The organism is Streptomyces sp. S3(2020) (assembly GCF_013044505.1).
Classification (GTDB): domain Bacteria; phylum Actinomycetota; class Actinomycetes; order Streptomycetales; family Streptomycetaceae; genus Streptomyces.
Map to the genome: position 1 here is coordinate 1 of NZ_JABERD010000065.1, position 26356 is coordinate 26356.

The following is a 26356-nucleotide window of genomic DNA, read 5'->3' on the forward strand; positions in this document are numbered from 1 at the left end:
CCCTGAGACACACCGCCCGACTCCTCCCCGCCTCCTCCCCGCCGAGATGCCGGTGGGTTTCCTCGCCGGCGCCCGCCCGCCAAGGCGCTGGTCGGTTTCCTCCGACACCCGCCCATTGAGATGCCGCCTGCCCACCGAGGTGCCGGTCCGTTCCCTCCGGCATCCGTCCACCGAAAGGATCCCGATGCAGATCGTCATCGTCCTGTTCGACCGCTTCACCGCCCTCGACGCCGTGGGACCGTACGAGACCCTCGGCCGGCTCCCGGACGCGGAGCTGTTCTTCGCCGCCGAGCGGACCGGGCCCGTCCGCGCCGACACCGGCAACCTCGCGATCACCGCCGACCGGGCGCTCGCCGACGTGCCGAGCCCGGACATCGTGGTCGTCCCCGGCGGCCCCGGCCAGACCCCGCAGATGGAGAACGAGACGCTCCTGGACTGGCTGCGCGCCGCCGACGCCACCAGCACCTGGACGACGTCCGTGTGCACCGGCTCGCTGCTGCTGGCCGCCGCCGGACTCCTTCAGGGCCGCCGCGCGACCTCGCACTGGCTGGCCCTGGACTTCCTGGAGCGGTTCGGCGCCGAGCCCACGGGGGAGCGGGTCGTCCTCGACGGCAAGTACGTCACCGCGGCCGGCGTCTCCTCCGGCATCGACATGGGGCTCACCCTGCTCGGCCGGATCGCCGGCGACGAACACGCCCAGGCCGTACAGCTGTTGACGGAGTACGACCCGCAGCCGCCCTACGACGCCGGCTCGCCCGAGAAGGCCCCGGCACACCTCGTCGAGGAGTTCCGCTCCAAGAGCCGGTTCATCCTGACGTAGTCCAGGTGAAGCGCGGCTGCCTGCGCTCCAGGAACGCGGCGACACCCTCCGCGGTGTCGCCGTTGCCGCGTGCCTGCTCGGCCCAGTGGCCGTCCCGGTCCGCGACCCCGCCCGCGAACTCCTTCGCCGCGGCCTGCGTCAGCTGCGAACGGGACGTCAGGATCCTGGTGAACTCGACCACCCGCTTGCCCAGTTCGTCCTCCGGCAGCACCTCGTCGACCAGTCCGGTGCGCAGCGCCCGGTCGGCGTCGATCAACTCACCGGAGAACAGCAGGTACTTGGTGGCGGCCGGCCCCACCAGCGCCACCAGCCTCCGGGTGGAGGAGGCCGGATACACGATCCCCAGCTTGGCCGGCGTCACCCCGAACAGCGAACCCTCGGCCGCGAACCGCAGATCGCAGGCCGCCGCGAGCTGCGACCCGCCGCCCACGCAGTGCCCGCGGATCGCCGCCAGCGTCGGCTTCGGGAAGGCCGCGAGGGCCTCCTCGGCCGCCATCGCGAGCCCCTGCGCCTCGTCCGGCGACCCCCGCAGCGTGGAGATGTCGGCCCCGGCGCAGAACGTCCCGCCCTCCCCGGTCAGCACCAGCGCCCGTACGTCCGGGTCGGCGGCGAGGGTGGCGAGCAACGGCGGCAGCGCCCGCCACATCGCGGCCGTCATCGCGTTGCGCTTGGCCGGATGGTGGATGACGACGGTGGCGACCGAATCGGTCACGCTGTACAGCAGCTGGGGCTCCATGGCCGGATGCTAACCGCCGTCGACGCCCGTACGATCGGGGAGGGGTCCCGTGCGAGGAGGCGCCGATGGCCAGGGACGAGACCGCCAGGCTGAGCAGGAGCTTCGGCTGGCTGGCCGCGCTCGGCGTGATCCTGGTGCTCGTCGGGCTCATCTACACCGGGGTGGCCACGCTCACCTCGATGCTCCTGTTCGGCTGGCTGCTGCTGATCGGCGGCGCCGTCGGTCTGCTGCACGCGATCCAGGCACGCGGCACCAACTTCTTCTGGCTGGGCGTCGTGGTCGCGGCCCTGAACATCGCGGCCGGTGTGGTCGTCATCCGCAGACCCGAGGCGGCGGCCGAGGCGCTGACCATGTTCGCCGCGCTGCTCTTCCTGACCGGCGGGGTGTTCCGGCTGGCCGGCAGCCTGGTGGTGCGCGGTACGCAGTTCGGCTGGACCCTGGTGCAGGGCGCCTTCGGGCTGCTCCTCGGCATCCTCGTGCTGGCCTCCTGGCCGAGCAGCAGCAAGTACGTCATCGGCTGCTTCTTCTCGCTCGCGCTGCTCTTCGACGGGCTCGGTCTGATCGCCACCGGGTTCGGCGGGCGGCGGGTCGTCGGCATGGTCTCCGAGCGGCTCGCCGCAGAGGACCGCGCACGGAGCGAAACGGACGAGGCGGTCGCCAAACCCGTACAACCCGAATAGTTCGCGAACGCGGCACAAGTGGGACATGAGCGGTCCCCTTGTCGACCAGGTCATGCGGGAGCGGTCGCAAACGCTCGATATCTGCTGACTTCTGTTCAGTCATCCGGCGCGGAGCGACGCGTTACCAACACTCGACGTGTGGTGACAATCGAGCGCGAGGGTGGCGACCGGACGATGGAGAACCATGGGCGCGGGTCCGGCCCACGCCCAGCAGCCGGCGAGGTCGAGGAGCCGGCCCCCGGTCTGCCCGGGCCCCTGCCGTACGAAGGCGTCTGGCGGTTCACCGCCCCCGCCGTCGACGCCTCGGTCCCGCAGGCGCGCCACGCCGTGCGGGACCTGCTGCTGCGTCAGGGCGTACCGGTCTCGGACGAGCTGGTGCAGGGACTCCTGCTGATCGTCTCCGAACTGGTCACCAACGCGGTGCGGCACGCGGCGCTGCTGTCGCCGATGCTCGCCGTGGAGATCGCCGTCGGCGCCGAGTGGCTGCGGGTGTCGGTGGAGGACGACCACCCCTACCGCCCGACCGCGCTGGAGGCCGACCACGGCCAGACCGGCGGCCGTGGTCTGCTGCTCGTGCGCGAGATCACCCGCGAGGCGGGCGGCGTCTGCGATGTCGAGCACACGGCGAACGGCGGCAAGGTGATCTGGGCCGCCCTGCCGCTCGTACCCGTGCGGGTGCCGTAGGGGGCGGCCGTCACCAGCCTGCGGACGGGCCCGTCAGCTCCCTGACCGCGGGACGGGCCGCGTCCAGCACCGTCATGAACCAGGACGAGAAGGTGTCCTTGGCATGCCGCTCCGTCAGCTCGGCGGGCGTCACGAAGACCGTCTCGCCGACCTCCTCCGGGTCCGGGCGCAGGGGTGACTGCACCAGGCCGACGAAGAGGTGGTTGTACTCCTGCTCCACCAGCCCCGAGTCCGGGTCCGGGTGGTTGTAGCGGACCGTGCCCGCCTCGGCGAGCAGCGACGGGGAGGCGCCCAGCTCCTCGTACGTGCGCCGGGCCGCCGCCGCGAAGGGCGCTTCACCCGGATAGGGGTGGCCGCAACAGGTGTTGGACCACACTCCGGGGGAGTGGTACTTGCCCAGCGCGCGCTGCTGGAGCAGCAGCCGGCCCCGCTCGTCGAAGAGGAACACGGAGAAGGCGCGGTGCAGCTGCCCCGGCGCCTGATGGGCGGCGAGCTTCTCCGCGGTGCCGATCGTGACGCCGTCCTCGTCGACCAGTTCCAGCAGAATCGCGTCAGCTGTGCCGTTCGACGGACTGTGCGTCGCGGTGGCAGGTGTGATCGGCATACCCATCCTTCGCATCGGTTTTTCGCGCCCCAAGTCTGCCGCACAAATACGGCACTCCCGGCAGTTGATCGTGCCCGGCGCGGCGGACGGGGAACCGTCCTGGGTGACGCTGTGGGGTGGAGGACGCGGCCGGGCACCGGATCGCTGCATTCCGCCCGAAGCGCGCTCTCGGGACTCTCCCGTGTCCCCACGGGACCCTTCAGTGGCAGAGCTTCGCCTCGTGCTCCGCGTGCCCCACCGGCTCCAGCTGGAAGGTGCAGTGCTCCACGTCGAAGTGGTCGCCGAGGCAGCCCTGGAGCTCGTGGAGCATCTTCTCGTGACCGATCGCACTGAGCACGTCCGAGCGCACCACCACGTGCGCGGACAGCACCGGCATCCCGGAGGTGATCGTCCAGGCGTGCAGGTCGTGGACGTCCTCGACACCGTCGAGGGCCAGTATGTGGGCCCGTACGTCGTCCATGTCGACGTTCTTCGGGGCCGCCTCCAGCAGGACGTCGAGGGTCTCCCGCAGCAGCTTCCAGGTGCGCGGCACGATCATCAGGCCGATGACGAGGGAGGCGATCGGGTCGGCGGCCTGCCAGCCGGTGGCCAGGATCACCACCGCGGAGACGATCACCGCGAGCGAACCCAGCGCGTCCGCCGCGACCTCCAGGAAGGCGCCCCGCACGTTCAGGCTCTCCGCCTGTCCGCGTACCAGCAGCGACAGCGAGATCATGTTCGCGACCAGGCCGATCGCGCCGAACACGATGGTCAGCCCGCCCTCGGTGCCGGCGGGCGTGATGAACCGCTGGATCGCCTCGTACAGGACATAGCCGCCGACGCCGAGCAGCAGCAGACAGTTGGCGAGCGCGGCGAGGATCTCGGCGCGGGCGTAACCGAAGGTGCGCTTGCCGCTCGGCGGGAGGCCCGCGAAGTGGATCGCCATCAGGGCCATGCCGAGGCCCAGCGCGTCCGTCGCCATGTGCGCCGCGTCCGCGACCAGGGCGAGGGAGTCCGCCATGACGCCGCCGACGATCTCGACCACCATGACGGTGAGCGTGATCGACAGCGCGACCCGCAGCCTGCCGCGGTACGCCGCGGTCGCCGTGCCGCCGGCCGGCGCATGCGAGTGCGCGTGCCCGTGATCGTGCCCTGCCCCCATGGAAGCCGCCTCCTGTCATCCGTCCGGAACAGTCCGTCCGGGGTCACAGTGAACTACGGGTGGGGGGTATGGGGCAACGCGGCACTGAACACCGTTGTCATGTGCCCTGACCTGCGGAAACGATCCGCAGGTCAGAACGCTCCCGAGTCACCCGGCGTGGTGCGTTCGCCAGCCCTGCCAGGCCGACTCGATCATCTCGCGCACCCCGCGGCGGGCGGTCCAGCCGAGCTCCTCGGCGGCCCGGGCGGCCGAGGCCACCGAGACCGGGGCGTCGCCGGGGCGCCGCGGTTCCACGACGGCGGGCCGCCGGTCACCGGTGACCTCGCCGATGACGGTGACCATCTCGCGCACGGAGACGCCCTCGCCGCGGCCGATGTTGACGGTGAGGTCCCCGCTGCGGTCGCCGAGCCGTCGCGCGGCCGCCAGATGCGCCTCCGCCAGGTCGGCGACATGGATGTAGTCACGGATACAGGTGCCGTCCGGCGTCGGATAGTCGTCGCCGAAGATCCGCGGGGCCTCGTCGCGGGTGAGCCGGTCGAAGACCATCGGCACGATGTTGAAGACGCCGGTGTCCGCCAGCTCCGGCGCGGCCGCCCCCGCCACGTTGAAGTAGCGCAGGCACACGGTCGAGATGCCGTGCGCCTGCCCGGCCGCCCGCACCAGCCACTCGCCGGTGAGCTTCGTCTCGCCGTACGGGTTCACCGGACCGCACGGAGTGTCCTCCGTGATCAGCTCCACGTCGGGGTTGCCGTAGACGGCCGCGGACGAGGAGAAGAGGAAGCGCTCGATCCCGGCCTCGGCGACGGCTTCGAGGAGTGTCGCCAGTCCGCCGACGTTCTCCTGGTAGTAGCGCGTCGGCCGGGCGACGGACTCGGCGACCTGCTTGCGCGCGGCCAGGTGCACGACCCCGGTCACCCCGTGCTCGGCGAGCACCCGCTTCAGCAGACCGGCGTCCAGCGACGAACCCCGTACCAGCGGCACGTCCGCCGGCAGCCGCGCCGGGATCCCGGCCGACAGATCGTCCAGCGCGAGGACGCGCTCCCCGGCGTCCGTCATGGCCCGCGCCACGTGGGCCCCTATGTATCCCGCTCCACCTGTGATCAGCCATGTCATGGTCGCCCACCCTATGTCGAGGCGATGGCGGGCCCCGCAATGTCCCGGATGTCCGGTCCGGTGGTCCGCGGTTTGTGGGCGAGGCCCGTGATCACCCATGATGATCGCGGCAAAGGCCGGGGGAGACGGCGTTGATCGGCCCGTGAACGGGCGGTGAACGCGGGCTTCCCGGCATCCGATAGCCTCTGCCGACATGCCGCCCGGGCGCGCCGAGCCACGCCGAGGGGCGCCCCCACCATGCAGATGACCGGCGCCTCGCGTCGGCACCCAGGGAGTGAGTTCGGTTGTCGACCGCCATCCTCACCGGTCAGCCGGTCCCCGGATCGTCGATCGAGGGCGATCTGCGGTCGCTCGGCTTCGACGTCCGGGTCGCCTCGGACGCCGCCGACGCCGAGACGCTTCTCGCCCAGGTCCCGGGTGAGGAGCGGGTCGCGGTGGTCGACGCCCGCTTCGTGGGCCATCTGCACGCCCTGCGCCTCGGCCTCACCGACCCCCGCTTCCCGCTCGCCGCGATCTCCGGCGCGGTCACCGCACAGCCGGCCGGGCGTCAGGCACTGACCCGTGCGATGGCCCGGGAGAGCAGCGCCGGCGGCGGGACGACGGTCGCCGTGGACAGCCTCGCCGACCGCATCGTCACCGCGCTGGACACCGAGCAGGCCGGTGTCCACCACCCCGAGCTCGGCAGCCTGGTCGCCGCCGTACCCACGGACCCGCAGACCCGCAACGAGGCACGGCAGGCCGTCGCCGACGTCGACGACGAAGCCGTACGCCTGAAGTCGGCCGTGAAGTCCCGGGACGGCTTCTTCACCACCCACTTCATCAGCCCCTACTCCCGCTACATCGCCCGCTGGTGCGCCCGCCGGGGCCTGACCCCGAACCAGGTCACCACCGCCTCCCTGCTCACCGCCCTGATCGCGGCGGGCAGCGCGGCCACCGGCACCCGGGCCGGCTTCATCGCCGCCGGCGTCCTGCTGATCGCGTCCTTCGTCCTGGACTGCGTCGACGGCCAGATCGCCCGCTACTCCCTGCAGTACTCCACGCTCGGCGCCTGGCTCGACGCCACCTTCGACCGGGCCAAGGAGTACGCCTACTACGCCGGTCTGGCGCTGGGCGCGGCCCGCGGCGGCGACGACGTATGGGCGCTGGCGCTCGGCGCGATGATCCTCCAGACCTGCCGGCACGTCGTCGACTTCTCCTTCAACGAGGCGAACCACGACGCCACCGCCAACACCAGCCCCACCGCCGCGCTCTCCGACAAGCTCGACAGCGTCGGCTGGACGGTGTGGATCCGCCGGATGATCGTGCTGCCGATCGGCGAGCGCTGGGCGATGATCGCGATCCTGACGGCGGCCACGACTCCTCGGATCACCTTCTACGCGCTGCTCATCGGGTGCGCGTTCGCGGCGACGTACACGACGGCGGGCCGGGTGCTGCGGTCGCTGACGCGCAAGGCGCAGCGGACCGACAGGGCGGCGCAGGCGCTCGCGGACCTGGCGGACAGCGGGGCGCTCGCCCAGTTGCTCGCGCGCTTCCTGCCGAGCCGGCTCCCCGCACTGGCGCCTGTCCTCGCGGCCATCGGTGCGGTGTCCGTCGTGCTGGCGGCCTGGATCGACGGACCGGGCTGGTCGGCCGTCGTGTGCGGCGCCGTTTATGTCCTGTTGTCCGCCGATGCCGTCTCGCACCCCCTCAAGGGCGCCCTCGACTGGTTGATCCCCCCGTTCTTCCGGGCGGCCGAGTACTGCACGGTCCTGGTGCTGGCGGCGAAGTCGGACGTGAACGGAGCCCTTCCTGCGGCTTTCGGGCTGGTGGCGGCTGTCGCCTACCATCACTACGACACGGTGTACCGCATCCGCGGCAACGCCGGCGCGTCCCCGGCCTGGCTGGTGCGCGCCATCGGGGGGCACGAAGGGCGGACGCTGCTCGTCACCGTCCTGGCCGCCGCGCTCACCGCCTCGCAGTTCACGGTCGCGCTCACGGCTCTCGCCGTGGCCGTGGCCCTGGTGGTGCTCTTCGAGAGCATCCGCTTCTGGGTGTCCTCCGGGGCGCCCGCCGTACACGATGAAGGAGAACCCGCATGATCGGCCTCGTGCTGGCGGCCGGCGCCGGACGGCGTCTGCGCCCCTACACCGACAGCCTTCCCAAGGCTCTGGTGCCGGTGGGTCCCGCGGGCATAGAGGGCGAACCGACGGTCCTGGACCTCACCCTCGGCAACTTCGCCGAGATCGGTCTGACCGAGGTCGCGATCATCGTCGGCTACCGCAAGGAAGCCGTGTACGAGCGCAAGGCGGCCCTGGAGGCGAAGTACGGCCTCAAGCTGACCCTCATCGACAACGACAAGGCCGAGGAGTGGAACAACGCCTACTCCCTGTGGTGCGGACGTGACGCCCTCAAGGACGGCGTGATCCTCGCCAACGGCGACACCGTGCACCCGGTCTCCGTCGAGAGGACGCTGCTCGCCGCGCGCGGCGAGGGCAAGCGGATCATCCTCGCCCTCGACACCGTGAAGTCCCTCGCGGACGAGGAGATGAAGGTCGTCGTCGACCCCGACAAGGGCATGACGAAGATCACCAAGCTGATGGACCCGGCCGAGGCGACCGGTGAGTACATCGGCGTCACCCTTATCGAGGGCGACGCCGCCCCCGAGCTGGCCGACGCGCTGAAGACGGTCTGGGAGACGGACCCGCAGCAGTTCTACGAGCACGGCTACCAGGAGCTCGTGAACCGCGGCTTCAGGATCGACGTGGCGCCGATCGGCGACGTCAAGTGGGTGGAGATCGACAACCACGACGACCTCGCCCGCGGACGGGAGATCGCGTGCCTCTACTGACCCGTCTCATCCCCGCCCCGGTCGTCGTCGACATCCGCCCGGGTGCCCTCGACGACCTGGTGGGCGTCCTCGCCGACGAGCGCATCTCGCACTCCGGCAGGCTCGCCGTCGCCGTCAGCGGCGGCTCCGGCGCCAAGCTGCGGCAGCGGCTCGAACCCTCGCTGCCCGGCGCCAGCTGGTACGAGGTCGGCGGCGGCACCCTCGACGACGCCGTACAGCTGGCCAGTGACATAAAGGCCGGCCACTACGACGCGGTCGTGGGCCTCGGCGGCGGCAAGATCATCGACTGCGCCAAGTTCGCCGCGGCGCGCGTCGGCCTGCCGTTGGTCGCCGTACCGACGAACCTCGCGCACGACGGCCTGTGCTCGCCGGTCGCGACGCTCGACAACGACGCGGGCCGCGGCTCGTACGGCGTGCCGAACCCGATCGCGGTCGTCATCGACCTGGACGTCATCCACCAGGCCCCGGCCCGGTTCGTGCGCGCGGGGATCGGCGACGCCGTCTCCAACGTCTCCGCGATCGCGGACTGGGAGCTCGCCAACCGCGTCAAGGGCGAGAAGATCGACGGCCTCGCCGCCTCGATCGCCCGCCAGGCCGGTGAAGCCGTCCTGCGGCACCCCGGCGGCATAGGGGACACCGACTTCCTCCAGGTGCTCGCCGAGGCGCTCGTCCTCAGCGGTATCGCGATGTCGGTCTCGGGCGACTCCCGCCCGTCCTCCGGCGCCTGCCACGAGATCAACCACGCCTTCGACCTGCTCTTCCCCAAGCGGGCCGCCGCCCACGGCGAGCAGTGCGGCCTCGGCGCCACCTTCGCGATGTTCCTGCGGGGTGCGCACGAGGAGTCGGCGTACATGGCCTCCGTACTGCGCCGGCACGGACTGCCGGTGCTGCCGGAGGAGATCGGCTTCACCGTGGACGAGTTCGTCCGCGCGGTGGAGTTCGCTCCGGAGACCCGGCCCGGCCGGTACACGATCCTCGAACACCTCGACCTCAAGCCCGACCAGATCAAGGATCTCTACGTCGACTATGTCAAGACCATCGGTAGCTGAACTCCGTCCGGTCGTCCACCCCGCAGGGGTGAAGGACCGGCGCAGCGGTGAGCACTGGATGGGGCGCCTCTACATGCGCGAGGTGTCCCTGCGGGTCGACCGCTATCTGGTCAACACCAGGGTCACACCCAACCAGCTCACGTACCTGATGACCGTCTTCGGCGTCCTCGCGGCCCCGGCACTTCTCGTGCCGGGGATCCCGGGGGCCGTGCTCGGTGTGGTCTGTGTGCAGATGTATCTGCTCCTCGACTGCGTCGACGGCGAGATCGCCCGCTGGAAGAAGCAGTACTCGCTCAACGGCGTCTACCTGGACCGGGTCGGCGCCTACCTCACCGACGCCGCCGTGCTGGTCGGCTTCGGACTGCGCGCCGCCGACCTGTGGGGCAGCGGCCGGATCGACTGGCTGTGGGCCTTCCTGGGCACCCTGGCCGCGCTCGGCGCCATCCTGATCAAGGCGGAGACCGACCTCGTCGGTGTCGCCCGGCACCAGACCGGCAAGCCGCCGGTCCAGGAGTCGGCGTCCGAGATGCGCTCCTCCGGCATGGCACTGGCCCGCAAGGCCGCCGCCCTGCTGAAGTTCCACCGGCTGATCCTCGGCATCGAGGCGTCCCTGCTGATCCTGGTCCTGGCCGTCGTGGACCATGTGCAGGGCGACCTGTTCTGGTCCCGGCTCGGCGTCGCCGTACTGGCCGGTATCGCGATGCTCCAGACCCTGCTGCACCTCGTGTCCATCCTGGCCTCCAGCAGGCTGAAGTGAGCGGCATGAAGGTCGGCGCGGTCATCATCACCATGGGTAACCGCCCCGACGAGCTGCGGGCCCTGCTCGACTCGGTCGCCAAGCAGGACGGCGACCGCGTCGAGGTGGCCGTGGTCGGCAACGGCTCGCCCGTCCCCGAGGTCCCCGAGGGCGTGCGCACCGTCGAACTGCCCGAGAACCTCGGCATCCCCGGCGGCCGCAACGTCGGCATCGAGGCCTTCGGCCCCGGCGGCCGCGACGTCGACATATTGCTCTTCCTCGACGACGACGGCCTCCTCGCCACCCACGACACCGCCGAACTCTGCCGGCAGGCCTTCGAGGCCGACCCCGAGCTCGGCATCATCAGCTTCCGCATCGCCGACCCGGACACCGGCGAGACCCAGCGCCGCCACGTCCCCCGGCTGCGCGCCGCCGACCCGATGCGCTCCTCCCGGGTCACCACCTTCCTGGGCGGCGCCAACGCCGTACGCACGAAGGTCTTCGCCGAAGTCGGCGGGCTCCCGGACGAGTTCTTCTACGCCCACGAGGAAACCGACCTGGCGTGGCGGGCCCTCGACGCGGGCTGGATGATCGACTACCGGTCCGACATGGTGCTGTACCACCCCACGACCGCGCCCTCGCGGCACGCGGTCTACCACCGCATGGTCGCCCGCAACCGGGTCTGGCTCGCCCGCCGCAACCTCCCCGCCCTCCTGGTCCCCGTCTACCTCGGGGTCTGGATGCTGCTCACCCTGCTGCGCCGCCCCTCGCGGCCCGCGCTCAAGGCGTGGTTCGGCGGGTTCCGGGAGGGCTGGAGCACCGCGTGCGGCCCCCGCCGGCCGATGAAGTGGCGTACGGTGTGGCGGCTGACCCGACTGGGCCGGCCCCCGGTCATCTGACAAGCTCGAAACCGAGAGCACCGCCGGGCCCGACCCAGGAACCCGGTCCATGCCCCCAGCCCGCACAGGCTGCGCATCCAGAGGACGAAAGTTTCCACAGGTGAGTGAGACAACGCATGACGGCGGAATCGCGGTGAGCGCGCCTCCGTCGCCCGACGAGGGCCTTACGGCGGCGCAGCTCGCCGACAAGTACGGGCTGTCCGTGAGCGGCGCCCGCCCCTCGCTCGTCGAGTACGTCCGCCAGCTCTGGGACCGCCGTCACTTCATCCTCGCGTTCTCGCGGGCGAAGCTGACCGCCCAGTACAGCCAGGCCAAGCTCGGCCAGCTGTGGCAGGTGGCCACACCGCTGCTGAACGCGCTCGTGTACTTCTTCATCTTCGGTCTGCTGCTGGGCGCCCGGAAGGGCATCCCGCACGACATCTACGTGCCGTTCCTGGTCACGGGCGTCTTCGTCTTCACCTTCACGCAGAGCTCGGTCCTCGCCGGCGTGCGCGCCATCTCCGGCAACCTCGGCCTGGTCCGCGCCCTGCACTTCCCGCGCGCCTCGCTGCCGATCTCCTTCGCCCTCCAGCAGCTCCAGCAGCTGCTGTACTCGATGATCGTGCTGGTCGTGGTCATGGTGGCGTTCGGCAGCTACCCGAGTCTGTCCTGGCTCCTTGTGCTGCCCGCGCTGGTCCTGCACTTCGTCTTCAACACCGGCCTCGCGCTGATCTTCGCCCGGATGGGCAGCAAGACCCCCGACCTGGCCCAGCTGATGCCGTTCGTGCTGCGCACCTGGATGTACGCCTCCGGCGTCATGTTCAGCATCCCGGCGATGCTCGCCGACAAGGACATGCCGGGCTGGGTCACCGAGGTCCTCCAGTGGAACCCCGCCGCGATCTACATGGACCTGGTCCGCTTCGCGATGATCGACGGATACGGCTCCGAGTACCTGCCCCCGCACGTGTGGCTCTTCGCCCTCGGCTGGGCGCTGCTCGCCGGAGCGTGCGGCTTCGTCTACTTCTGGAAGGCGGAAGAGAGGTACGGCCGTGGCTGAGCAGCAGCGGGACCCCCGCCCCACCGTCATCGCGGACGACCTGCACATCGTCTACCGAGTCAACGGCGCCAGGTCCGGCAAGGGCAGCGCCACCGCAGCCCTGAGCCGCATCGTCAGGCGGGGCTCCGACGACGCGGCGCGAGGGGTGCGCAAGGTGCACGCCGTGCGCGGCGTCTCCTTCGTCTCCTACCGCGGTGAGGCCATCGGACTGATCGGCTCCAACGGCTCCGGCAAGTCGACCCTGCTGCGCGCCATCGCGGGGCTGCTGCCCGCCGAGAGCGGCAAGGTCTACACCGACGGCCAGCCCTCGCTGCTCGGCGTCAACGCGGCCCTGATGAACGACCTCACGGGCGAGCGGAACGTCATATTGGGCGGGCTCGCCATGGGTATGTCCCGGGAGCAGATCAAGGAGCGCTACCAGGAGATCGTCGACTTCTCCGGTATCAACGAGAAGGGTGACTTCATCACCCTCCCGATGCGCACCTACTCCTCCGGCATGGCGGCCCGGCTGCGCTTCTCCATCGCCGCGGCCAAGGACCACGACGTCCTGATGATCGACGAGGCACTGGCCACCGGCGACCGCAAGTTCCAGAAGCGCTCCGAGGCGCGCATCCGCGAACTGCGCAAGGAAGCCGGCACGGTGTTCCTGGTCAGCCACAACAACAAGTCGATCCGGGACACCTGCGACCGGGTCCTGTGGCTGGAGCGCGGCGAGCTGCGCATGGACGGCCCGACCGAAGAGGTACTCAAGGAGTACGAGAAGTTCACGGGCAAGTAGTCCACCCGGGCCTGGACGTACCGGGCCACGACGCTTCGCAGGGCCCCGCCGGAACTGCTCCGGCGGGGCCCCGCGTCTGCAAAGGAAACGTCAACTTCGGTACGGCGTAGGAATCTTGAAGCCAATCGGTGTGTTGTTGTGATGTGCAGGACACCCCGACTCACCACGTTGAGTTGTACAACGTAAGCTGTACCGGTCCCGAATCGCGGCAAGTGGGGCGATAATGCCCGACACCTTCAGTTGGAGCGGCTGCGCGGAAGGCCGGGCGGCGTGTCCGAAATAGTGTGTATTGGGTCGGCGGTGTAGAACGGGAGATGTGACGGCTATGGCTACGGAAACTCCCCAGCTCAACGCATGTGCCGTCCCCGCTCCGGGCAGTCCGCGGTGACGGGTACCGACACGGCGCGCGTCCCGGATCCGGAGCGCGGCACGCTGGACAAGGCCGCGGGTGAGAACTTCCCCGTGGCACCCTTCTTCCTGCCCCGGGCCTGGCGCGCCGATCTCATGGCGGTATACGGCTTCGCCCGTCTTGTCGACGACATCGGCGACGGTGACCTCGCCCCCGGCGGCGCCGACGCCCGCCTGCTCGGCGTGGCGGCGCGGGACGCCGAGGACCGGCTGCTCCTCCTGGACGCCTTCGAGGCCGACCTGGAGCGGGTTTTCTCCGGAGAGCCCCGCCACCCCCTGCTGCGCCGCCTGCGGCCGACGGTCCGCCGCTGCTCGCTCACCCCCGAGCCCTTCCTCGGCCTGATCGCCGCCAACCGCCAGGACCAGCTGGTCAAGCGGTACGAGACCTACAACGATCTGCTCGCCTACTGCGAACTGTCGGCCAACCCCGTGGGCCGCCTGGTCCTCGGCGTCACCGGCACCTCGACCCCCGAGCGGATCCGGCTGTCGGACGAGATCTGCACGGCCCTCCAGATCGTCGAACACCTCCAGGACGTCGCCGAGGACCTCGGCCGCGACCGCATCTACCTGCCCGCCGAGGACATGAAGCGGTTCCATGTCCAGGAGGCGGATCTCGCCACGAAGACCGCAGGCGCATCGGTGCGCGCACTGGTCGCGTACGAAGCACAACGCGCCCGCGGTCTCCTGAATGAAGGCGCCCCCCTGGTGGGTAGCGTCCACGGCAGGCTGAAGCTGCTGCTCGCGGGGTTCGTGGCGGGGGGAAGGGCGGCCATCCACGCGATCGCCGCCGCCGAATACGACGTACTTCCCGGCCCGCCCAAGCCCGGCAAGATCCAGTTGCTGCGCGAGATGGGCACGACTCTGCGAGGAGAGGGGTGATCCGGACCGTGGAGGCCGAACCACACGTGTCCGCACCGGTACTCGCCGCCTACAGCTATTGCGAGGCCGTCACCGGACAGCAGGCCCGTAACTTCGCGTACGGCATCAGGCTCCTGCCGATGTCCAAGCGCCGCGCGATGTCCGCGCTCTACGCGTTCTCGCGCCGTGTCGACGACATCGGCGACGGCGCGCTGGACGACGACGTGAAGACCGTCAGACTCGAGGACACCCGGGCGATGCTGGCCCGGGTCCGCGAGGGCGCGGTCGACGAGGACGACACCGACCCGGTCGCGGTCGCCCTCGCCCATGCCGCCGAGACCTTCCCGATCCCGTTGGGGGGCCTGGACGAGCTCATCGACGGCGTCCTGATGGACGTACGCGGCGAGACCTATGAGACCTGGGACGACCTGAAGGTCTACTGCCGCTGTGTCGCCGGAGCCATCGGGCGGCTCTCGCTCGGTGTGTTCGGTACGGAACCGGGGGCGCGCGGTGTCGAACGCGCGCCGGAGTATGCCGACACGCTCGGTCTCGCGCTCCAGCTCACCAACATCCTGCGGGACGTCCGGGAGGACGCCGAGGGCGGGCGCACCTATCTGCCGGCCGACGACCTCGCGAAGTTCGGCTGCTCGGCCGGATTCAGCGGGCCGACGCCACCGGAGGGCTCCGACTTCGCGGGCCTCGTGCACTTCGAGGTGCGCCGGGCCCGCGCCCTCTTCGCCGAGGGCTACCGGCTGCTCCCCATGCTCGACCGGCGCAGTGGCGCCTGTGTCGCCGCCATGGCCGGCATCTACCGCCGGCTCCTCGACCGCATCGAGCGCGACCCCCAGGCGGTGCTGCGCGGCCGGGTCTCGCTGCCCGGACGCGAGAAGGCCTATGTCGCCGTGCGCGGCCTCTCCGGCCTCGACGCCCGGCATGTGACGCGGCGGACCGTCAGGAGGCGCACCTGATGGACAATCCGGTCCAAGGTGATGCCACCGGGGAAAAGTGGCACGCAACCCTCCGCTCAGGGACCGCGTCCCTGACTGCAACGGCCGGCCGTGCACCGTTCAAGCACCGCGGCGGCCGGGCAGGGGAGGGCGCACGATGACCGACGGCACTCAGTCGGGGCGGGACGCCGTGGTGATCGGCGGCGGACTCGCCGGCATCACCACCGCACTCGCCCTCGCCGACGCGGGTGTCCGCGTCACCCTGCTCGAAGGCCGGCCGCGCCTGGGCGGGCTCGCCTTCTCCTTCCAGCGCGGCGAACTGACCGTCGACAACGGACAGCACGTCTATCTGCGCTGCTGCACCGCCTACCGCTGGTTCCTCGACCGGATCGAGGCGACCGCGCTGGCGCCGCTGCAGGACCGTCTCGACGTGCCCGTGGTCGACGTCGGCAAGCCCGAGGGACGGCGGCTCGGCACGCTGCGGCGCGACGCGCTGCCGGTGCCCCTGCATCTGGGGCGCAGCCTCGCCACGTATCCGCATCTCTCGCTCGCCGAACGGGCCAAGGTGGGCCGGGCCGCGCTCGCGCTCAAGGGGCTCGACCCCGCCGATCCGGACCTGGACGCACAGAGCTTCGGCAGCTGGCTGACCGCGCACGGTCAGTCGGCGCGTGCCGTCGAGGCCCTGTGGGACCTGGTCGGGGTCGCCACCCTCAACGCGGTCGCGGGCGACGCCTCGCTGGGGCTCGCCGCGATGGTGTTCAAGACCGGTCTGCTGTCCGACCCGGGCGCGGCCGACATCGGATGGGCGCGCGTCCCGCTGGGCGAACTGCATGACCGGCTCGCCCGCAAGGCGCTCGACTCCGCGGGCGTGCGTACCGAGGTCCGTACACGCGTCACCTCCATCTCTACTGACGAGAACGGGACTTGGAGCGTTCAGGTTCCCGGCGAGACGCTGCGCGCGGACGCCGTCGTGCTCGCCGTACCCCAGCGCGAGACGTACGACCTGCTGCCCGACGGTGCCCTCGACGACCCCGAGCGGCTGCTCGCGATCGGCACCGCGCCGATCCTCAACGTGCACGTCGTGTACGACCGCAAGGTGCTGAACCGTCCCTTCTTCACCGCCCTCGGCACCCCGGTGCAGTGGGTGTTCGACCGCACCGACGCCTCCGGGCTCAGGGACGGGCAGTACCTGGCCCTGTCCCAGTCGGCGGCGCAGGACGAGATCGACGAACCGGTCGCCGTGCTGCGCGAGCGTTATCTGCCGGAGCTGGAGCGGCTGCTGCCCGGCGCGCGCGGCGCCGAGGTGAGGGACTTCTTCGTGACCAGGGAGCGGACGGCGACGTTCGATCCCGCCCCAGGCGTCGGACGGCTGCGGCCCGGCGCCCGCACCAGAACCCCCGGCCTGTACCTGGCCGGTGCGTGGACCGCCACAGGGTGGCCCGCGACCATGGAGAGTGCGGTCCGCAGTGGTGTGAGTGCGGCGGACGCCGCGCTGAGCGCCCTGGGCCGGCCCCGCCCCAGCCACCTCTTCGACGTAGAGGAGGCGGCGTGATGCTCGATCAGCACGCGGCAGGCCCCCGCACCCCCGGTACCGCAACAAGAGGAGAGACTGTGCCCACTGTGCCCCCGGCCTCGACGGCTGCCGAGGCGGTGGACGTGACCGCGCTGCTGGAGCGTGGCCGGACCCTGGCCACTCCGGTGCTGCGGGCGGCGATCGACCGCCTGGCCGCGCCCATGGACACCGTTTCCGCCTACCACTTCGGCTGGATCGACGCCGAGGGCAACCCGACGGCCGGCGACGGCGGCAAGGCCGTGCGCCCCGCGCTCGCCGTGCTCTCCGCCGAGGTCACCGGCTCCGCACCCGAGATCGGTATCCCCGGCGCCGTCGCCGTGGAGCTGGTCCACAACTTCTCGCTGCTGCACGACGACCTGATGGACGGCGACGAGCAGCGCCGCCACCGCGACACGGTCTGGAAGGTGCACGGCCCGGCCCAGGCCATCCTCGTCGGTGACGCCCTGTTCGCGCTGGCCAACGAGGTGCTCCTCGAACTCGGCACCGTCGCCGCGGGCCGCGCCACCCGGCGCCTGACCGCTGCCACCCGCGCCCTCATCGACGGACAGGCCCAGGACATCTCCTACGAGCACCGCGACCGCGTCAGCGTCGAGGAGTGCCTGGAGATGGAGGGCAACAAGACCGGCGCCCTGCTGGCCTGCGCCAGCTCCATCGGCGCGGTGCTCGGAGGCGCGGACGACCGCACCGCCGACACCCTGGAGAGGTACGGGTACCACCTGGGCCTCGCCTTCCAGGCCGTCGACGACCTGCTCGGCATCTGGGGCGACCCGGTCTCCACCGGCAAGCAGACCTGGAGCGACCTGCGCCAGCGCAAGAAGTCCCTGCCGGTCGTGGCCGCGCTCGCGGCGGGCGGCTCCGCCTCCGACCGGCTCGGCGAGATGCTCGCCGCGGACGCCAAGAGCAGCGACTTCGAGAACTTCTCCGAGGCGGAGTTCGCGGCCCGCGCCGCCCTCATCGAGCAGGCGGGCGGCCGGGACTGGACGGCCGGCGAGGCCCGCCGTCAGCACGCCATCGCCGTCGAGGCGCTCGACGCCGTCGACATGCCCGACCGGGTGCGGGCCCAGTTCACCGCGCTCGCCGACTTCGTCGTCGTACGAAAGAGATGATCACTATCGGTCGAATAGCCCTCGCGTAGTCGCCGGCCGGCGTCGCGGGAAACCGAGCACCGGCCGACGGCGGACCCACAGCAGAGCACCACATGCACACTGCACGAAGGGGAAGCCATGACAGCGACGACCGACGGAAGCACCGGGGCCCTGCCGCCCCGCGCTGCCGCGGCCAGCGAAACCGACATCGAGACCCCCGCGGCGACCGGGGTACAAGAAGCCGCCGTACGCGCCGTGCAACGCGCCACCGAGCACCTGCTCGCACGACAGGACGCGCAGGGCTGGTGGAAGGGCGACCTGGAGACCAACGTCACCATGGACGCCGAGGATCTGCTGCTCCGTCAGTTCCTGGGTATCCGCGACGAGTCCACCACCCGCGCGGCCGGCCTGTTCATCCGCGGCGAGCAGCGCGAGGACGGCACCTGGGCCTCCTTCTACGGCGGACCCGGCGAACTCTCCACCACCATCGAGGCGTACGTCGCCCTCCGGCTGGCCGGTGACGCACCCGACGAGCCGCACATGGCGAGGGCGTCGGAGTGGATCCGCGCCCGGGGCGGCATCGCCTCCGCCCGCGTCTTCACCCGGATCTGGCTCGCCCTGTTCGGCTGGTGGAAGTGGGAGGACCTGCCCGAACTCCCGCCCGAGCTCATCTACTTCCCGAAGTGGGTGCCGCTCAACATCTACGACTTCGGCTGCTGGGCCAGGCAGACCATCGTCCCGCTGACGATTGTCTCAGCGAAGCGTCCGGTACGGCCCGCGCCCTTCCCGCTCGACGAGCTGCACACCGACCCGGCGAACCCCAACCCGGCCAAGCCTCTTGCCCCGGCGGCGAGTTGGGACGGCGCCTTCCAGCGCCTGGACAAGGCGCTGCACCAGGTGCGCAAGGTCGTGCCGCGCAGGCTGCGCAAGGCGGCCATGAACACCGCGGCCCGCTGGATCATCGAGCGCCAGGAGAACGACGGCTGCTGGGGCGGTATCCAGCCGCCGGCCGTGTACTCGGTCATCGCCCTCCATCTGGTCGGCTACGACCTCGAACACCCGGTGATCCGGGCGGGGCTGGAGTCGCTGGACCGTTTCGCCATCTGGCGCGAGGACGGGGCCCGGATGATCGAGGCCTGCCAGTCGCCGGTGTGGGACACCTGCCTCGCCACCATCGCGCTCGCCGACGCCGGAGTGCCCGCCGACCATCCGCAGCTCGTCAGGGCCGCGGACTGGATGCTCGGCGAGGAGATCGTCCGGCCCGGGGACTGGGCCGTCAAAAGGCCCCAACTGCCGCCGGGCGGCTGGGCGTTCGAGTTCCACAACGACAACTACCCCGACATCGACGACACCGCGGAGGTGGTCCTCGCCCTGCGCCGTGTCCGCCACCACGACCCGGACCGGGTGGAGAACGCGATCGGGCGCGGGGTGCGCTGGAACCTCGGCATGCAGTCGAAGAACGGTGCCTGGGGCGCCTTCGACGTCGACAACACCAGCCCGTTCCCCAACCGGCTGCCGTTCTGCGACTTCGGCGAGGTCATCGACCCGCCGTCCGCCGACGTCACCGCCCATGTGGTGGAGATGCTCGCGGTCGAGGGACTCGCGCACGACCCACGCACCCGCCGCGGCATCGAGTGGCTGCTCGCCGAACAGGAGCAGGACGGCTCGTGGTTCGGGCGCTGGGGCGTCAACTACGTCTACGGCACCGGGTCGGTGGTGCCCGCGCTCACCGCCGCCGGCATCCCCGCCGCGCACCCGGCGATCCGGCGGGCCGTGCGCTGGCTGGAGTCCGTCCAGAACGACGACGGCGGCTGGGGCGAGGACCTGCGCTCCTACCAGGAGGCCAAGGCCTGGAGCGGCCGCGGGGCCTCGACCGCCTCGCAGACGGCCTGGGCGCTGATGGCCCTGCTGGCCGCCGGCGAGAAGGACTCCAAGGCGGTCGAGCGGGGCGTCGAGTGGCTCGCGGCCACCCAGCGGGAGGACGGCTCCTGGGACGAGCCCTACTTCACCGGCACCGGCTTCCCGTGGGACTTCTCCATCAACTACCACCTCTACCGGCAGGTCTTCCCGCTCACGGCACTCGGCCGGTACGTCCACGGAGAGCCGTTCGCCGAGGCGGGGGAGGCGTGAGATGAGCACCCGGCCGGCCGCCGCCCCGCTGCTGATCGCCTGCGCGCTCGGCATCGAGCACCTCGCCCTGCGCAGCGGCGACCGCTCCGGCGCCGACGGGCCGGTCACCGTGCTCCGTACCGGCATGGGCCCCAAGGCGGCCGAGCGGGCCGTCACCCGTGCCCTCACCGATCCCGCGCTGGCCGACGCCGCGGTACTGGCCACCGGCTTCTGCGCGGGCCTCGCCCCCGGCATGCACCCCGGCGATCTCGTCGTCGCCGAGGAGACCCGGGATCCGGACGGAACCGTTCCCTGTGTGGGGACCGACCTACTCGTCAAGGAGCTCGTCCGGGCGGTCCCCGGAAGCACCGTCCACACCGGACCGCTCACCGGCTCCGATCACGTCGTACGCGGTCACGAACGCTCCGGCCTCCTCGCGACCGGCGCGATCGCGGTCGACATGGAATCCGCGGCCACGCTCCACAGCGCCGTGCGCACGGGAGTACGCCCCGTTGCGGCCGTCCGGGTGGTCGTGGACGCTCCAGAACATGAACTCGTCCGGATCGGCACGGTGCGCGGTGGAATATCGGCTTTCCGCGTCCTTCGTTCCGTCCTTCCCGCTTTCTATGAATGGCACCGTTCCTTGCTGCTCCCCAGGAGGTGAGCCAGATGGCCATGCCGCTGCGTCAGTCCATCAAGGTCGCTACATACTTGGCCGAACAGAAGCTCCGCAAGCGGGACAAGTTCCCGCTCATCGTGGAGCTGGAACCCCTCTTCGCGTGCAACCTCAAGTGCGAGGGCTGCGGCAAGATCCAGCACCCGGCAGGCGTGCTGAAGCAGCGTATGCCGGTGGCGCAGGCCGTCGGTGCGGTGCTGGAGTCCGGTGCGCCGATGGTGTCCATCGCCGGGGGTGAGCCGCTGATGCACCCTCAGATCGACGAGATCGTGCGGCAGTTGGTGGCGAAGAAGAAGTACGTCTTCCTCTGCACCAACGCCATGCTGCTGCGCAAGAAGATGGACAAGTTCACGCCCTCGCCCTACTTCGCCTTCGCCGTGCACATCGACGGGCTGCGCGAGCGGCACGACGAGTCGGTGGCCAAGGAGGGCGTGTTCGACGAGGCGGTCGAGGCGATCAAGGAGGCCAAGAAGCGCGGCTTCCGGGTCACCACCAACTCGACCTTCTTCAACACCGACACCCCGCAGACCATCATCGAGGTGCTCAACTTCCTCAACGACGACCTGCACGTCGACGAGATGATGATCTCGCCCGCCTACGCCTACGAGAAGGCGCCCGACCAGGAGCACTTCCTGGGCGTGGAGCAGACCCGCGAGCTCTTCAAGAAGGCCTTCGCGGGCGGCAACCGCAAGAAGTGGCGGCTCAACCACTCCCCGCTCTTCCTGGACTTCCTGGAGGGCAAGGTCGACTTCCCGTGCACGGCCTGGGCCATCCCGAACTACTCCCTGTTCGGCTGGCAGCGCCCCTGCTACCTGATGAGCGACGGCTACGTGCCCACGTACCGCGAACTCATCGAGGAGACCGACTGGGACAAGTACGGCCGCGGCAAGGACCCGCGCTGCGCCAACTGCATGGCGCACTGCGGCTACGAGCCCACCGCCGTCCTCGCCACCATGGGTTCGCTGAAGGAGTCGCTGCGCGCGATGCGCGAGACGGTCTCCGGAAACCGGGAGTGAGGACATGACCGCCGTCTCCTTGGGCGTCCCCGAGGTACCGGTCCGGCCGATCGCCGAGCGGCGCGTGTCGCGGCAGATCCAGGTCGGGCCGGTGGCGGTCGGGGGCGGGGCACCGGTGTCGGTGCAGTCGATGACGACGACCCGTACGTCCGACATCGGCGCCACCCTCCAGCAGATCGCGGAACTCACCGCGTCCGGCTGCCAGATCGTCCGCGTCGCCTGCCCCACGCAGGACGACGCGGACGCCCTCGCGACCATCGCCCGCAAGTCGCAGATCCCGGTGATCGCGGACATCCACTTCCAACCCAAGTACGTGTTCGCGGCGATCGAGGCGGGTTGCGCGGCCGTACGCGTCAATCCCGGCAACATCAAGCAGTTCGACGACAAGGTCAAGGAGATCGCGCGGGCCGCGAAGGATCACGGCACGCCCATCCGGATCGGCGTCAACGCGGGCTCTCTCGACCGCAGGCTGCTCCAGAAGTACGGCAAAGCGACTCCGGAGGCGCTCGTCGAATCGGCGCTGTGGGAAGCGTCGTTGTTCGAGGAGCACGGCTTCCGGGACATCAAGATCTCGGTCAAGCACAACGATCCCGTGGTGATGGTGGGCGCCTACACGCTGCTCGCCGAGAGCTGTGACTACCCGCTGCATCTGGGGGTCACGGAGGCCGGTCCCGCCTTCCAGGGCACGATCAAGTCGGCGGTGGCCTTCGGGGCGCTCCTCAGCAGGGGCATCGGCGACACGATCAGGGTCTCGCTGTCCGCGCCGCCCGCCGAGGAGGTCAAGGTCGGCATCCAGATCCTGGAGTCGCTGAACCTCAGGCAGCGCCGCCTGGAGATCGTGTCGTGTCCGTCCTGCGGACGCGCCCAGGTCGACGTCTACAAGCTGGCCGACGAGGTCACGGCGGGCCTCACGGGCATGGAAGTGCCCCTGCGGGTCGCGGTGATGGGATGTGTGGTCAACGGTCCCGGCGAGGCACGGGAGGCGGACCTCGGGGTCGCCTCCGGCAACGGCAAGGGCCAGATCTTCGTCAAGGGCGAGGTCATCAAGACCGTCCCCGAGTCGAAGATCGTGGAGACCCTCATCGAGGAGGCGATGAAGATCGCCGAACAGATGGAGCAGGACGGCGTCGCGTCGGGGGAGCCGGCCGTCACCGTGAGTTGAACAGCACGGACCGAAGGGGGCCCGACGTGACGATCATGGAGAACATCCGGGGACCACGTGACCTGAAGGCGCTGTCCGAGGCGGAACTCGGTGAACTGTCCGAAGAGATAAGGGAGTTCCTGGTGCACGCCGTGGCCAGGACCGGAGGCCATCTCGGGCCCAATCTGGGCGTGGTGGAGCTGACCGTCGCGCTCCACAGGGTCTTCGAGTCACCCGTCGACCGCATCGTCTGGGACACCGGCCATCAGAGCTACGTGCACAAGATCCTGACGGGACGTCAGGACTTCTCGAAGCTGCGCGGCAAGGGCGGTCTGTCCGGCTACCCGTCGCGTGAGGAGTCCGAGCACGACATCGTGGAGAACAGCCACGCCTCCACCGCGCTCGGCTGGGCCGACGGGCTCGCCAAGGCCCGCCAGGTCCAGGGTGACAAGGGGCATGTGGTCGCCGTCATCGGCGACGGCGCGCTCACCGGCGGCATGGCCTGGGAGGCGCTGAACAACATCGCGGCCGCCAAGGACCGGCCGTTGATCATCGTCGTCAACGACAACGAGCGCTCGTACTCGCCGACCATCGGGGGCCTCGCCAACCACCTGGCCACCCTGCGCACGACCGACAGCTACGAGAAGGTCCTGGCCTGGGGGAAGGACGTACTGCTGCGGACCCCGGTGGTGGGCACCACGATCTACGAGTCGCTGCACGGCGCGAAGAAGGGCTTCAAGGACGCGTTCGCCCCGCAGGGCATGTTCGAGGACCTCGGGCTGAAGTACGTCGGCCCGATCGACGGCCATGACATCGGGGCGGTGGAGTCGGCGCTGCGGCGCGCGAAACGCTTCCACGGGCCGGTCCTCGTCCACTGTCTGACGGAGAAGGGGCGCGGTTACGAGCCCGCCCTCGCCCACGAGGAGGACCACTTCCACACCGTCGGGGTGATGGACCCGCTCACCTGCGAGCCGCTCGCGCCGTCCAACGGGCCTTCCTGGACCTCGGTGTTCGGGGACGAGATCGTCGCCATCGGGGAGGAGCGGGAGGACGTCGTGGCGATCACGGCGGCCATGCTGCACCCGGTGGGGCTCGGCAAGTTCGCCGCACGGTTCCCGGACCGGGTGTGGGACGTCGGCATCGCCGAGCAGCACGCGGCGGTGTCCGCGGCCGGACTCGCGACCGGCGGGCTGCATCCCGTGGTCGCCGTGTACGCGACCTTCCTCAACCGTGCCTTCGACCAGCTCCTGATGGACGTCGCGCTGCACCGGTGCGGAGTGACGTTCGTGCTGGACCGGGCCGGAGTCACGGGTGTGGACGGGGCCTCGCACAACGGCATGTGGGACATGTCGATCCTCCAGGTCGTCCCCGGGCTCAGGATCGCCGCGCCCCGCGACGCCGACCAGCTGCGCTCGCAGCTCAGGGAGGCCGTGGCGGTGGACGACGCGCCGACGCTCGTCCGCTTCCCCAAGGAGTCGGTGGGCCCGCAGATCCCCGCCGTGGACCGCGTGGGCGGCATGGACGTGCTGCACCGCGGGGAGCGGCCCGAGGTGCTTCTGGTGGCCGTCGGCGTGATGGCGCCCGTCTGCCTCCAGGCCGCGGAGCTGCTTGAGGCCCGCGGCATCGGCTGCACGGTCGTGGACCCCCGCTGGATCAAGCCCGTCGACCCGGCGCTGCCCGGCCTCGCCGCCGGGCACCGGTTGGTCGCCGTAGTCGAGGACAACAGCCGTGCGGCCGGTGTCGGTTCCGCGGTGGCCCTCGCGCTGGGGGACGCCGAAGTCGACGTACCGGTGCGGCGGTTCGGGATTCCGGAGCAGTTCCTCGCGCACGCCAAGCGCGGTGAGGTGCTCGCCGACATCGGGCTCACCCCGGTGGAGGTCGCCGGACGGATCAGCGCGAGCCTCGCGGTCAAGGAGGCCGAGGAGACGCTGGCCGCCAAGGAGGCCGAGGGAACGTCGGCCGTCGGCGAGCAGGCCGGCGGCCCCGTCAGGGAGAAGGCTGAATGACCACGGAGTTCGACCTCGGCAGACTCCTCGCCGAGCGCGGAGCCGAGCGCTACGAGCTGCACACGAAGTACCTGAACCACCAGCTCCCGCGCATGCTGCACACCATCGGCTTCGACAAGGTCTACGAGCGGGCCGAGGGCGCGTACTTCTGGGACGCGGACGGCAACGACTACCTGGACATGCTCGCCGGGTTCGGGGTGATGGGCCTGGGCCGTCATCACCCCGTCGTCCGCAAGGCGCTGCACGACGTCCTCGACGCCGGGCTCGCCGATCTCACCCGCTTCGACTGCCAGCCGCTGCCCGGGCTGCTGGCCGAGAAGCTCCTCGCGCACAGCCCGCACCTGGACCGGGTGTTCTTCGGCAACAGCGGTACGGAGGCCGTGGAGACCGCGCTGAAGTTCGCCCGGCGGGCCACCGGCAAGCCACGGGTCCTGTACTGCGACCACGCCTTCCACGGGCTCACCACGGGCTCGCTGTCGGTCAACGGCGAGGACGGCTTCCGTGACGGCTTCGCCCCGCTGCTGCCCGACACGGCCGTACCCCTCGGCGATCTCGACGCCCTGGCCGGGGAGTTGAGGAAGGGCGACGTGGCCGCCCTGATCGTCGAGCCCATCCAGGGCAAGGGCGTCCACGAGCCGCCGCCCGGCTATCTGCGGGCCGCCCAGGAACTGCTGCACCGGCACAAGGCGCTGCTCATCGCCGACGAGGTGCAGACGGGACTCGGCCGGACCGGCGACTTCTACGCCTACCAGCACGAGGACGGGGTCGAGCCGGACCTCGTCTGTGTGGCCAAGGCACTCTCCGGCGGCTATGTGCCGGTCGGCGCCACACTCGGCAAGGACTGGATCTTCAAGAAGGTGTTCTCCTCGATCGACCGCGTCCTGGTCCACTCGGCGAGCTTCGGGTCCAACGCGCAGGCCATGGCGGCCGGGCTCGCCGTGCTGTCCGTCATGGAGAACGAGCAGATCACCGCGAACGCCCGCGCCACCGGCGAGCTGCTCAAGAACCGGCTCGCGGCCCTGGTCGACAAGTACGAGCTGCTCGCCGACGTCCGCGGCCGGGGCCTGATGGTCGGCATCGAGTTCGGCCGGCCCAAGTCGCTGGGGCTGCGCAGCCGCTGGACCATGCTCCAGGCCGCCCGCAAGGGGCTGTTCGCGCAGATGGTCGTCGTACCGCTGCTCCAGCGGCACCGGATCCTCACCCAGGTCTCCGGCGACCACCTGGAGGTGATCAAGCTGATCCCGCCGCTGACCGTCGGAGAACGGGAGGTGGACCGGTTCGTCGACGCCTTCACGGACATCATGGACGACGCGCACGGCGGGGGCGGGCTGATGTGGGACTTCGGGAAGACCCTGGTCAAGCAGGCGGTGGCCAACCGGTAGCCAACGCGGTTTGCCTCTGAGGCAAGAAAATTGCCCTGGAGGCAAATCTCGG

At 70.6% G+C, this 26356-nt stretch carries 25 protein-coding genes; 21 read left to right on the plus strand and 4 right to left on the minus strand.

Translation table 11 applies throughout. The annotated features are described in order from the left end of the window. Nucleotides 1–184: 184 nt before the first annotated feature. Nucleotides 185–820 carry a DJ-1/PfpI family protein gene (locus HLK59_RS21610; RefSeq protein WP_171143141.1) on the plus strand — a complete coding sequence of 212 codons (636 nt, stop codon included), beginning with the start codon at nt 185–187 and terminating at the stop codon, nt 818–820. On the opposite strand, the gene HLK59_RS21615 is transcribed toward HLK59_RS21610, so the two are convergent. Next, a complete protein-coding gene (locus HLK59_RS21615) occupies nt 807–1556 on the minus strand; it encodes an enoyl-CoA hydratase/isomerase family protein (protein ID WP_171143142.1) in 750 nt (249 codons plus the stop codon). The two genes, HLK59_RS21610 and HLK59_RS21615, sit on opposite strands and share 14 nt — an antisense overlap. 65 nt (nt 1557–1621) lie before the next feature. Between HLK59_RS21615 and HLK59_RS21620 the strand changes: the two genes are divergently transcribed. Together HLK59_RS21620 and HLK59_RS21625 are read left to right on the plus strand one after the other, a co-directional pair. Beyond that, nucleotides 1622–2236: an HdeD family acid-resistance protein gene (locus HLK59_RS21620; protein WP_171143143.1), complete on the plus strand. Its 615-nt coding sequence runs from the start codon at nt 1622–1624 to the stop codon at nt 2234–2236. Nucleotides 2237–2410: 174 nt separating this feature from the next. Then, on the plus strand, nt 2411–2920 hold the full coding sequence (locus HLK59_RS21625; protein WP_171143177.1) for an ATP-binding protein: 510 nt from the start codon (nt 2411–2413) through the stop codon (nt 2918–2920). Nucleotides 2921–2930: 10 nt separating this feature from the next. Here the strand turns inward: HLK59_RS21625 and idi are convergent, their stop codons facing one another. From idi to galE, 3 genes are all read right to left on the minus strand, one after another. Continuing rightward, complete coding sequence (gene idi / locus HLK59_RS21630) at nt 2931–3524, minus strand: isopentenyl-diphosphate Delta-isomerase (RefSeq protein ID WP_171143144.1); 594 nt, start codon at nt 3522–3524, stop codon at nt 2931–2933. 199 nt (nt 3525–3723) lie between these two features. Further along, nucleotides 3724–4665: a cation diffusion facilitator family transporter gene (locus HLK59_RS21635; RefSeq protein WP_171143145.1), complete on the minus strand. Its 942-nt coding sequence runs from the start codon at nt 4663–4665 to the stop codon at nt 3724–3726. 147 nt (nt 4666–4812) lie between these two features. Then, nucleotides 4813–5778 (minus strand): UDP-glucose 4-epimerase GalE, encoded by a 966-nt coding sequence (gene galE, locus HLK59_RS21640; protein ID WP_171143146.1) that lies wholly within the window; start codon nt 5776–5778, stop codon nt 4813–4815. A gap of 284 nt (nt 5779–6062) precedes the next feature. Between galE and HLK59_RS21645 the strand changes: the two genes are divergently transcribed. From HLK59_RS21645 to HLK59_RS21725, 18 genes are all read left to right on the plus strand, one after another. Further along, entirely contained in the window at nt 6063–7856 is a 1794-nt protein-coding gene (locus HLK59_RS21645) for a DUF5941 domain-containing protein (RefSeq protein WP_171143147.1), read from the plus strand. After that, the gene (locus HLK59_RS21650) at nt 7853–8605 is read left to right on the plus strand and encodes a phosphocholine cytidylyltransferase family protein (protein ID WP_171143148.1); all 753 of its coding nucleotides are present in this window, start codon (nt 7853–7855) and stop codon (nt 8603–8605) included. The genes HLK59_RS21645 and HLK59_RS21650 overlap by 4 nt, the downstream gene beginning before the upstream one ends. Next, entirely contained in the window at nt 8593–9654 is a 1062-nt protein-coding gene (locus tag HLK59_RS21655) for an iron-containing alcohol dehydrogenase family protein (protein WP_171143149.1), read from the plus strand. The genes HLK59_RS21650 and HLK59_RS21655 overlap by 13 nt, the downstream gene beginning before the upstream one ends. Continuing rightward, entirely contained in the window at nt 9632–10411 is a 780-nt protein-coding gene (locus HLK59_RS21660; protein ID WP_171143150.1) for a CDP-alcohol phosphatidyltransferase family protein, read from the plus strand. The genes HLK59_RS21655 and HLK59_RS21660 overlap by 23 nt, the downstream gene beginning before the upstream one ends. A 5-nt stretch (nt 10412–10416) precedes the next feature. After that, on the plus strand, nt 10417–11289 hold the full coding sequence (locus tag HLK59_RS21665) for a glycosyltransferase (RefSeq protein WP_171143178.1): 873 nt from the start codon (nt 10417–10419) through the stop codon (nt 11287–11289). Nucleotides 11290–11389: 100 nt separating this feature from the next. Beyond that, nucleotides 11390–12325: an ABC transporter permease gene (locus HLK59_RS21670; RefSeq protein ID WP_171143151.1), complete on the plus strand. Its 936-nt coding sequence runs from the start codon at nt 11390–11392 to the stop codon at nt 12323–12325. Beyond that, nucleotides 12318–13103 (plus strand): ABC transporter ATP-binding protein, encoded by a 786-nt coding sequence (locus HLK59_RS21675; protein ID WP_171143152.1) that lies wholly within the window; start codon nt 12318–12320, stop codon nt 13101–13103. Before HLK59_RS21670 ends, HLK59_RS21675 begins: the two co-directional genes overlap by 8 nt. Nucleotides 13104–13487: 384 nt before the next feature. Further along, complete coding sequence (gene hpnC, locus HLK59_RS21680; protein WP_171143153.1) at nt 13488–14390, plus strand: squalene synthase HpnC; 903 nt, start codon at nt 13488–13490, stop codon at nt 14388–14390. After that, nucleotides 14387–15337: a presqualene diphosphate synthase HpnD gene (gene hpnD / locus HLK59_RS21685; protein WP_171143154.1), complete on the plus strand. Its 951-nt coding sequence runs from the start codon at nt 14387–14389 to the stop codon at nt 15335–15337. The genes hpnC and hpnD overlap by 4 nt, the downstream gene beginning before the upstream one ends. Continuing rightward, entirely contained in the window at nt 15337–15477 is a 141-nt protein-coding gene (locus tag HLK59_RS51140) for a DUF6380 family protein (RefSeq protein ID WP_240982562.1), read from the plus strand. Before hpnD ends, HLK59_RS51140 begins: the two co-directional genes overlap by 1 nt. Continuing rightward, nucleotides 15474–16868 carry a hydroxysqualene dehydroxylase HpnE gene (gene hpnE / locus HLK59_RS21690; RefSeq protein ID WP_171143155.1) on the plus strand — a complete coding sequence of 465 codons (1395 nt, stop codon included), beginning with the start codon at nt 15474–15476 and terminating at the stop codon, nt 16866–16868. The genes HLK59_RS51140 and hpnE overlap by 4 nt, the downstream gene beginning before the upstream one ends. Continuing rightward, nucleotides 16868–17995, plus strand: a complete 1128-nt coding sequence (locus HLK59_RS21695; protein ID WP_171143156.1) for a polyprenyl synthetase family protein — start codon at nt 16868–16870, stop codon at nt 17993–17995. Before hpnE ends, HLK59_RS21695 begins: the two co-directional genes overlap by 1 nt. Nucleotides 17996–18112: 117 nt before the next feature. After that, a complete protein-coding gene (gene shc, locus HLK59_RS21700) occupies nt 18113–20104 on the plus strand; it encodes a squalene--hopene cyclase (RefSeq protein ID WP_171143157.1) in 1992 nt (663 codons plus the stop codon). A gap of 1 nt (nt 20105) precedes the next feature. Then, nucleotides 20106–20747 carry a 1-hydroxy-2-methyl-2-butenyl 4-diphosphate reductase gene (locus HLK59_RS21705; protein ID WP_171143158.1) on the plus strand — a complete coding sequence of 214 codons (642 nt, stop codon included), beginning with the start codon at nt 20106–20108 and terminating at the stop codon, nt 20745–20747. A gap of 5 nt (nt 20748–20752) precedes the next feature. Continuing rightward, nucleotides 20753–21775 carry an adenosyl-hopene transferase HpnH gene (hpnH, locus tag HLK59_RS21710; protein ID WP_171143159.1) on the plus strand — a complete coding sequence of 341 codons (1023 nt, stop codon included), beginning with the start codon at nt 20753–20755 and terminating at the stop codon, nt 21773–21775. Between the two features lie 4 nt (nt 21776–21779). Further along, nucleotides 21780–22937 carry a flavodoxin-dependent (E)-4-hydroxy-3-methylbut-2-enyl-diphosphate synthase gene (gene ispG, locus HLK59_RS21715; RefSeq protein ID WP_171143160.1) on the plus strand — a complete coding sequence of 386 codons (1158 nt, stop codon included), beginning with the start codon at nt 21780–21782 and terminating at the stop codon, nt 22935–22937. Nucleotides 22938–22963: 26 nt separating this feature from the next. Next, nucleotides 22964–24922, plus strand: coding sequence for a 1-deoxy-D-xylulose-5-phosphate synthase (dxs, locus tag HLK59_RS21720; protein ID WP_171143161.1), 1959 nt, complete (start codon nt 22964–22966; stop codon nt 24920–24922). Next, complete coding sequence (locus HLK59_RS21725) at nt 24919–26304, plus strand: aspartate aminotransferase family protein (RefSeq protein ID WP_171143162.1); 1386 nt, start codon at nt 24919–24921, stop codon at nt 26302–26304. The genes dxs and HLK59_RS21725 overlap by 4 nt, the downstream gene beginning before the upstream one ends. Nucleotides 26305–26356: the final 52 nt, after the last annotated feature.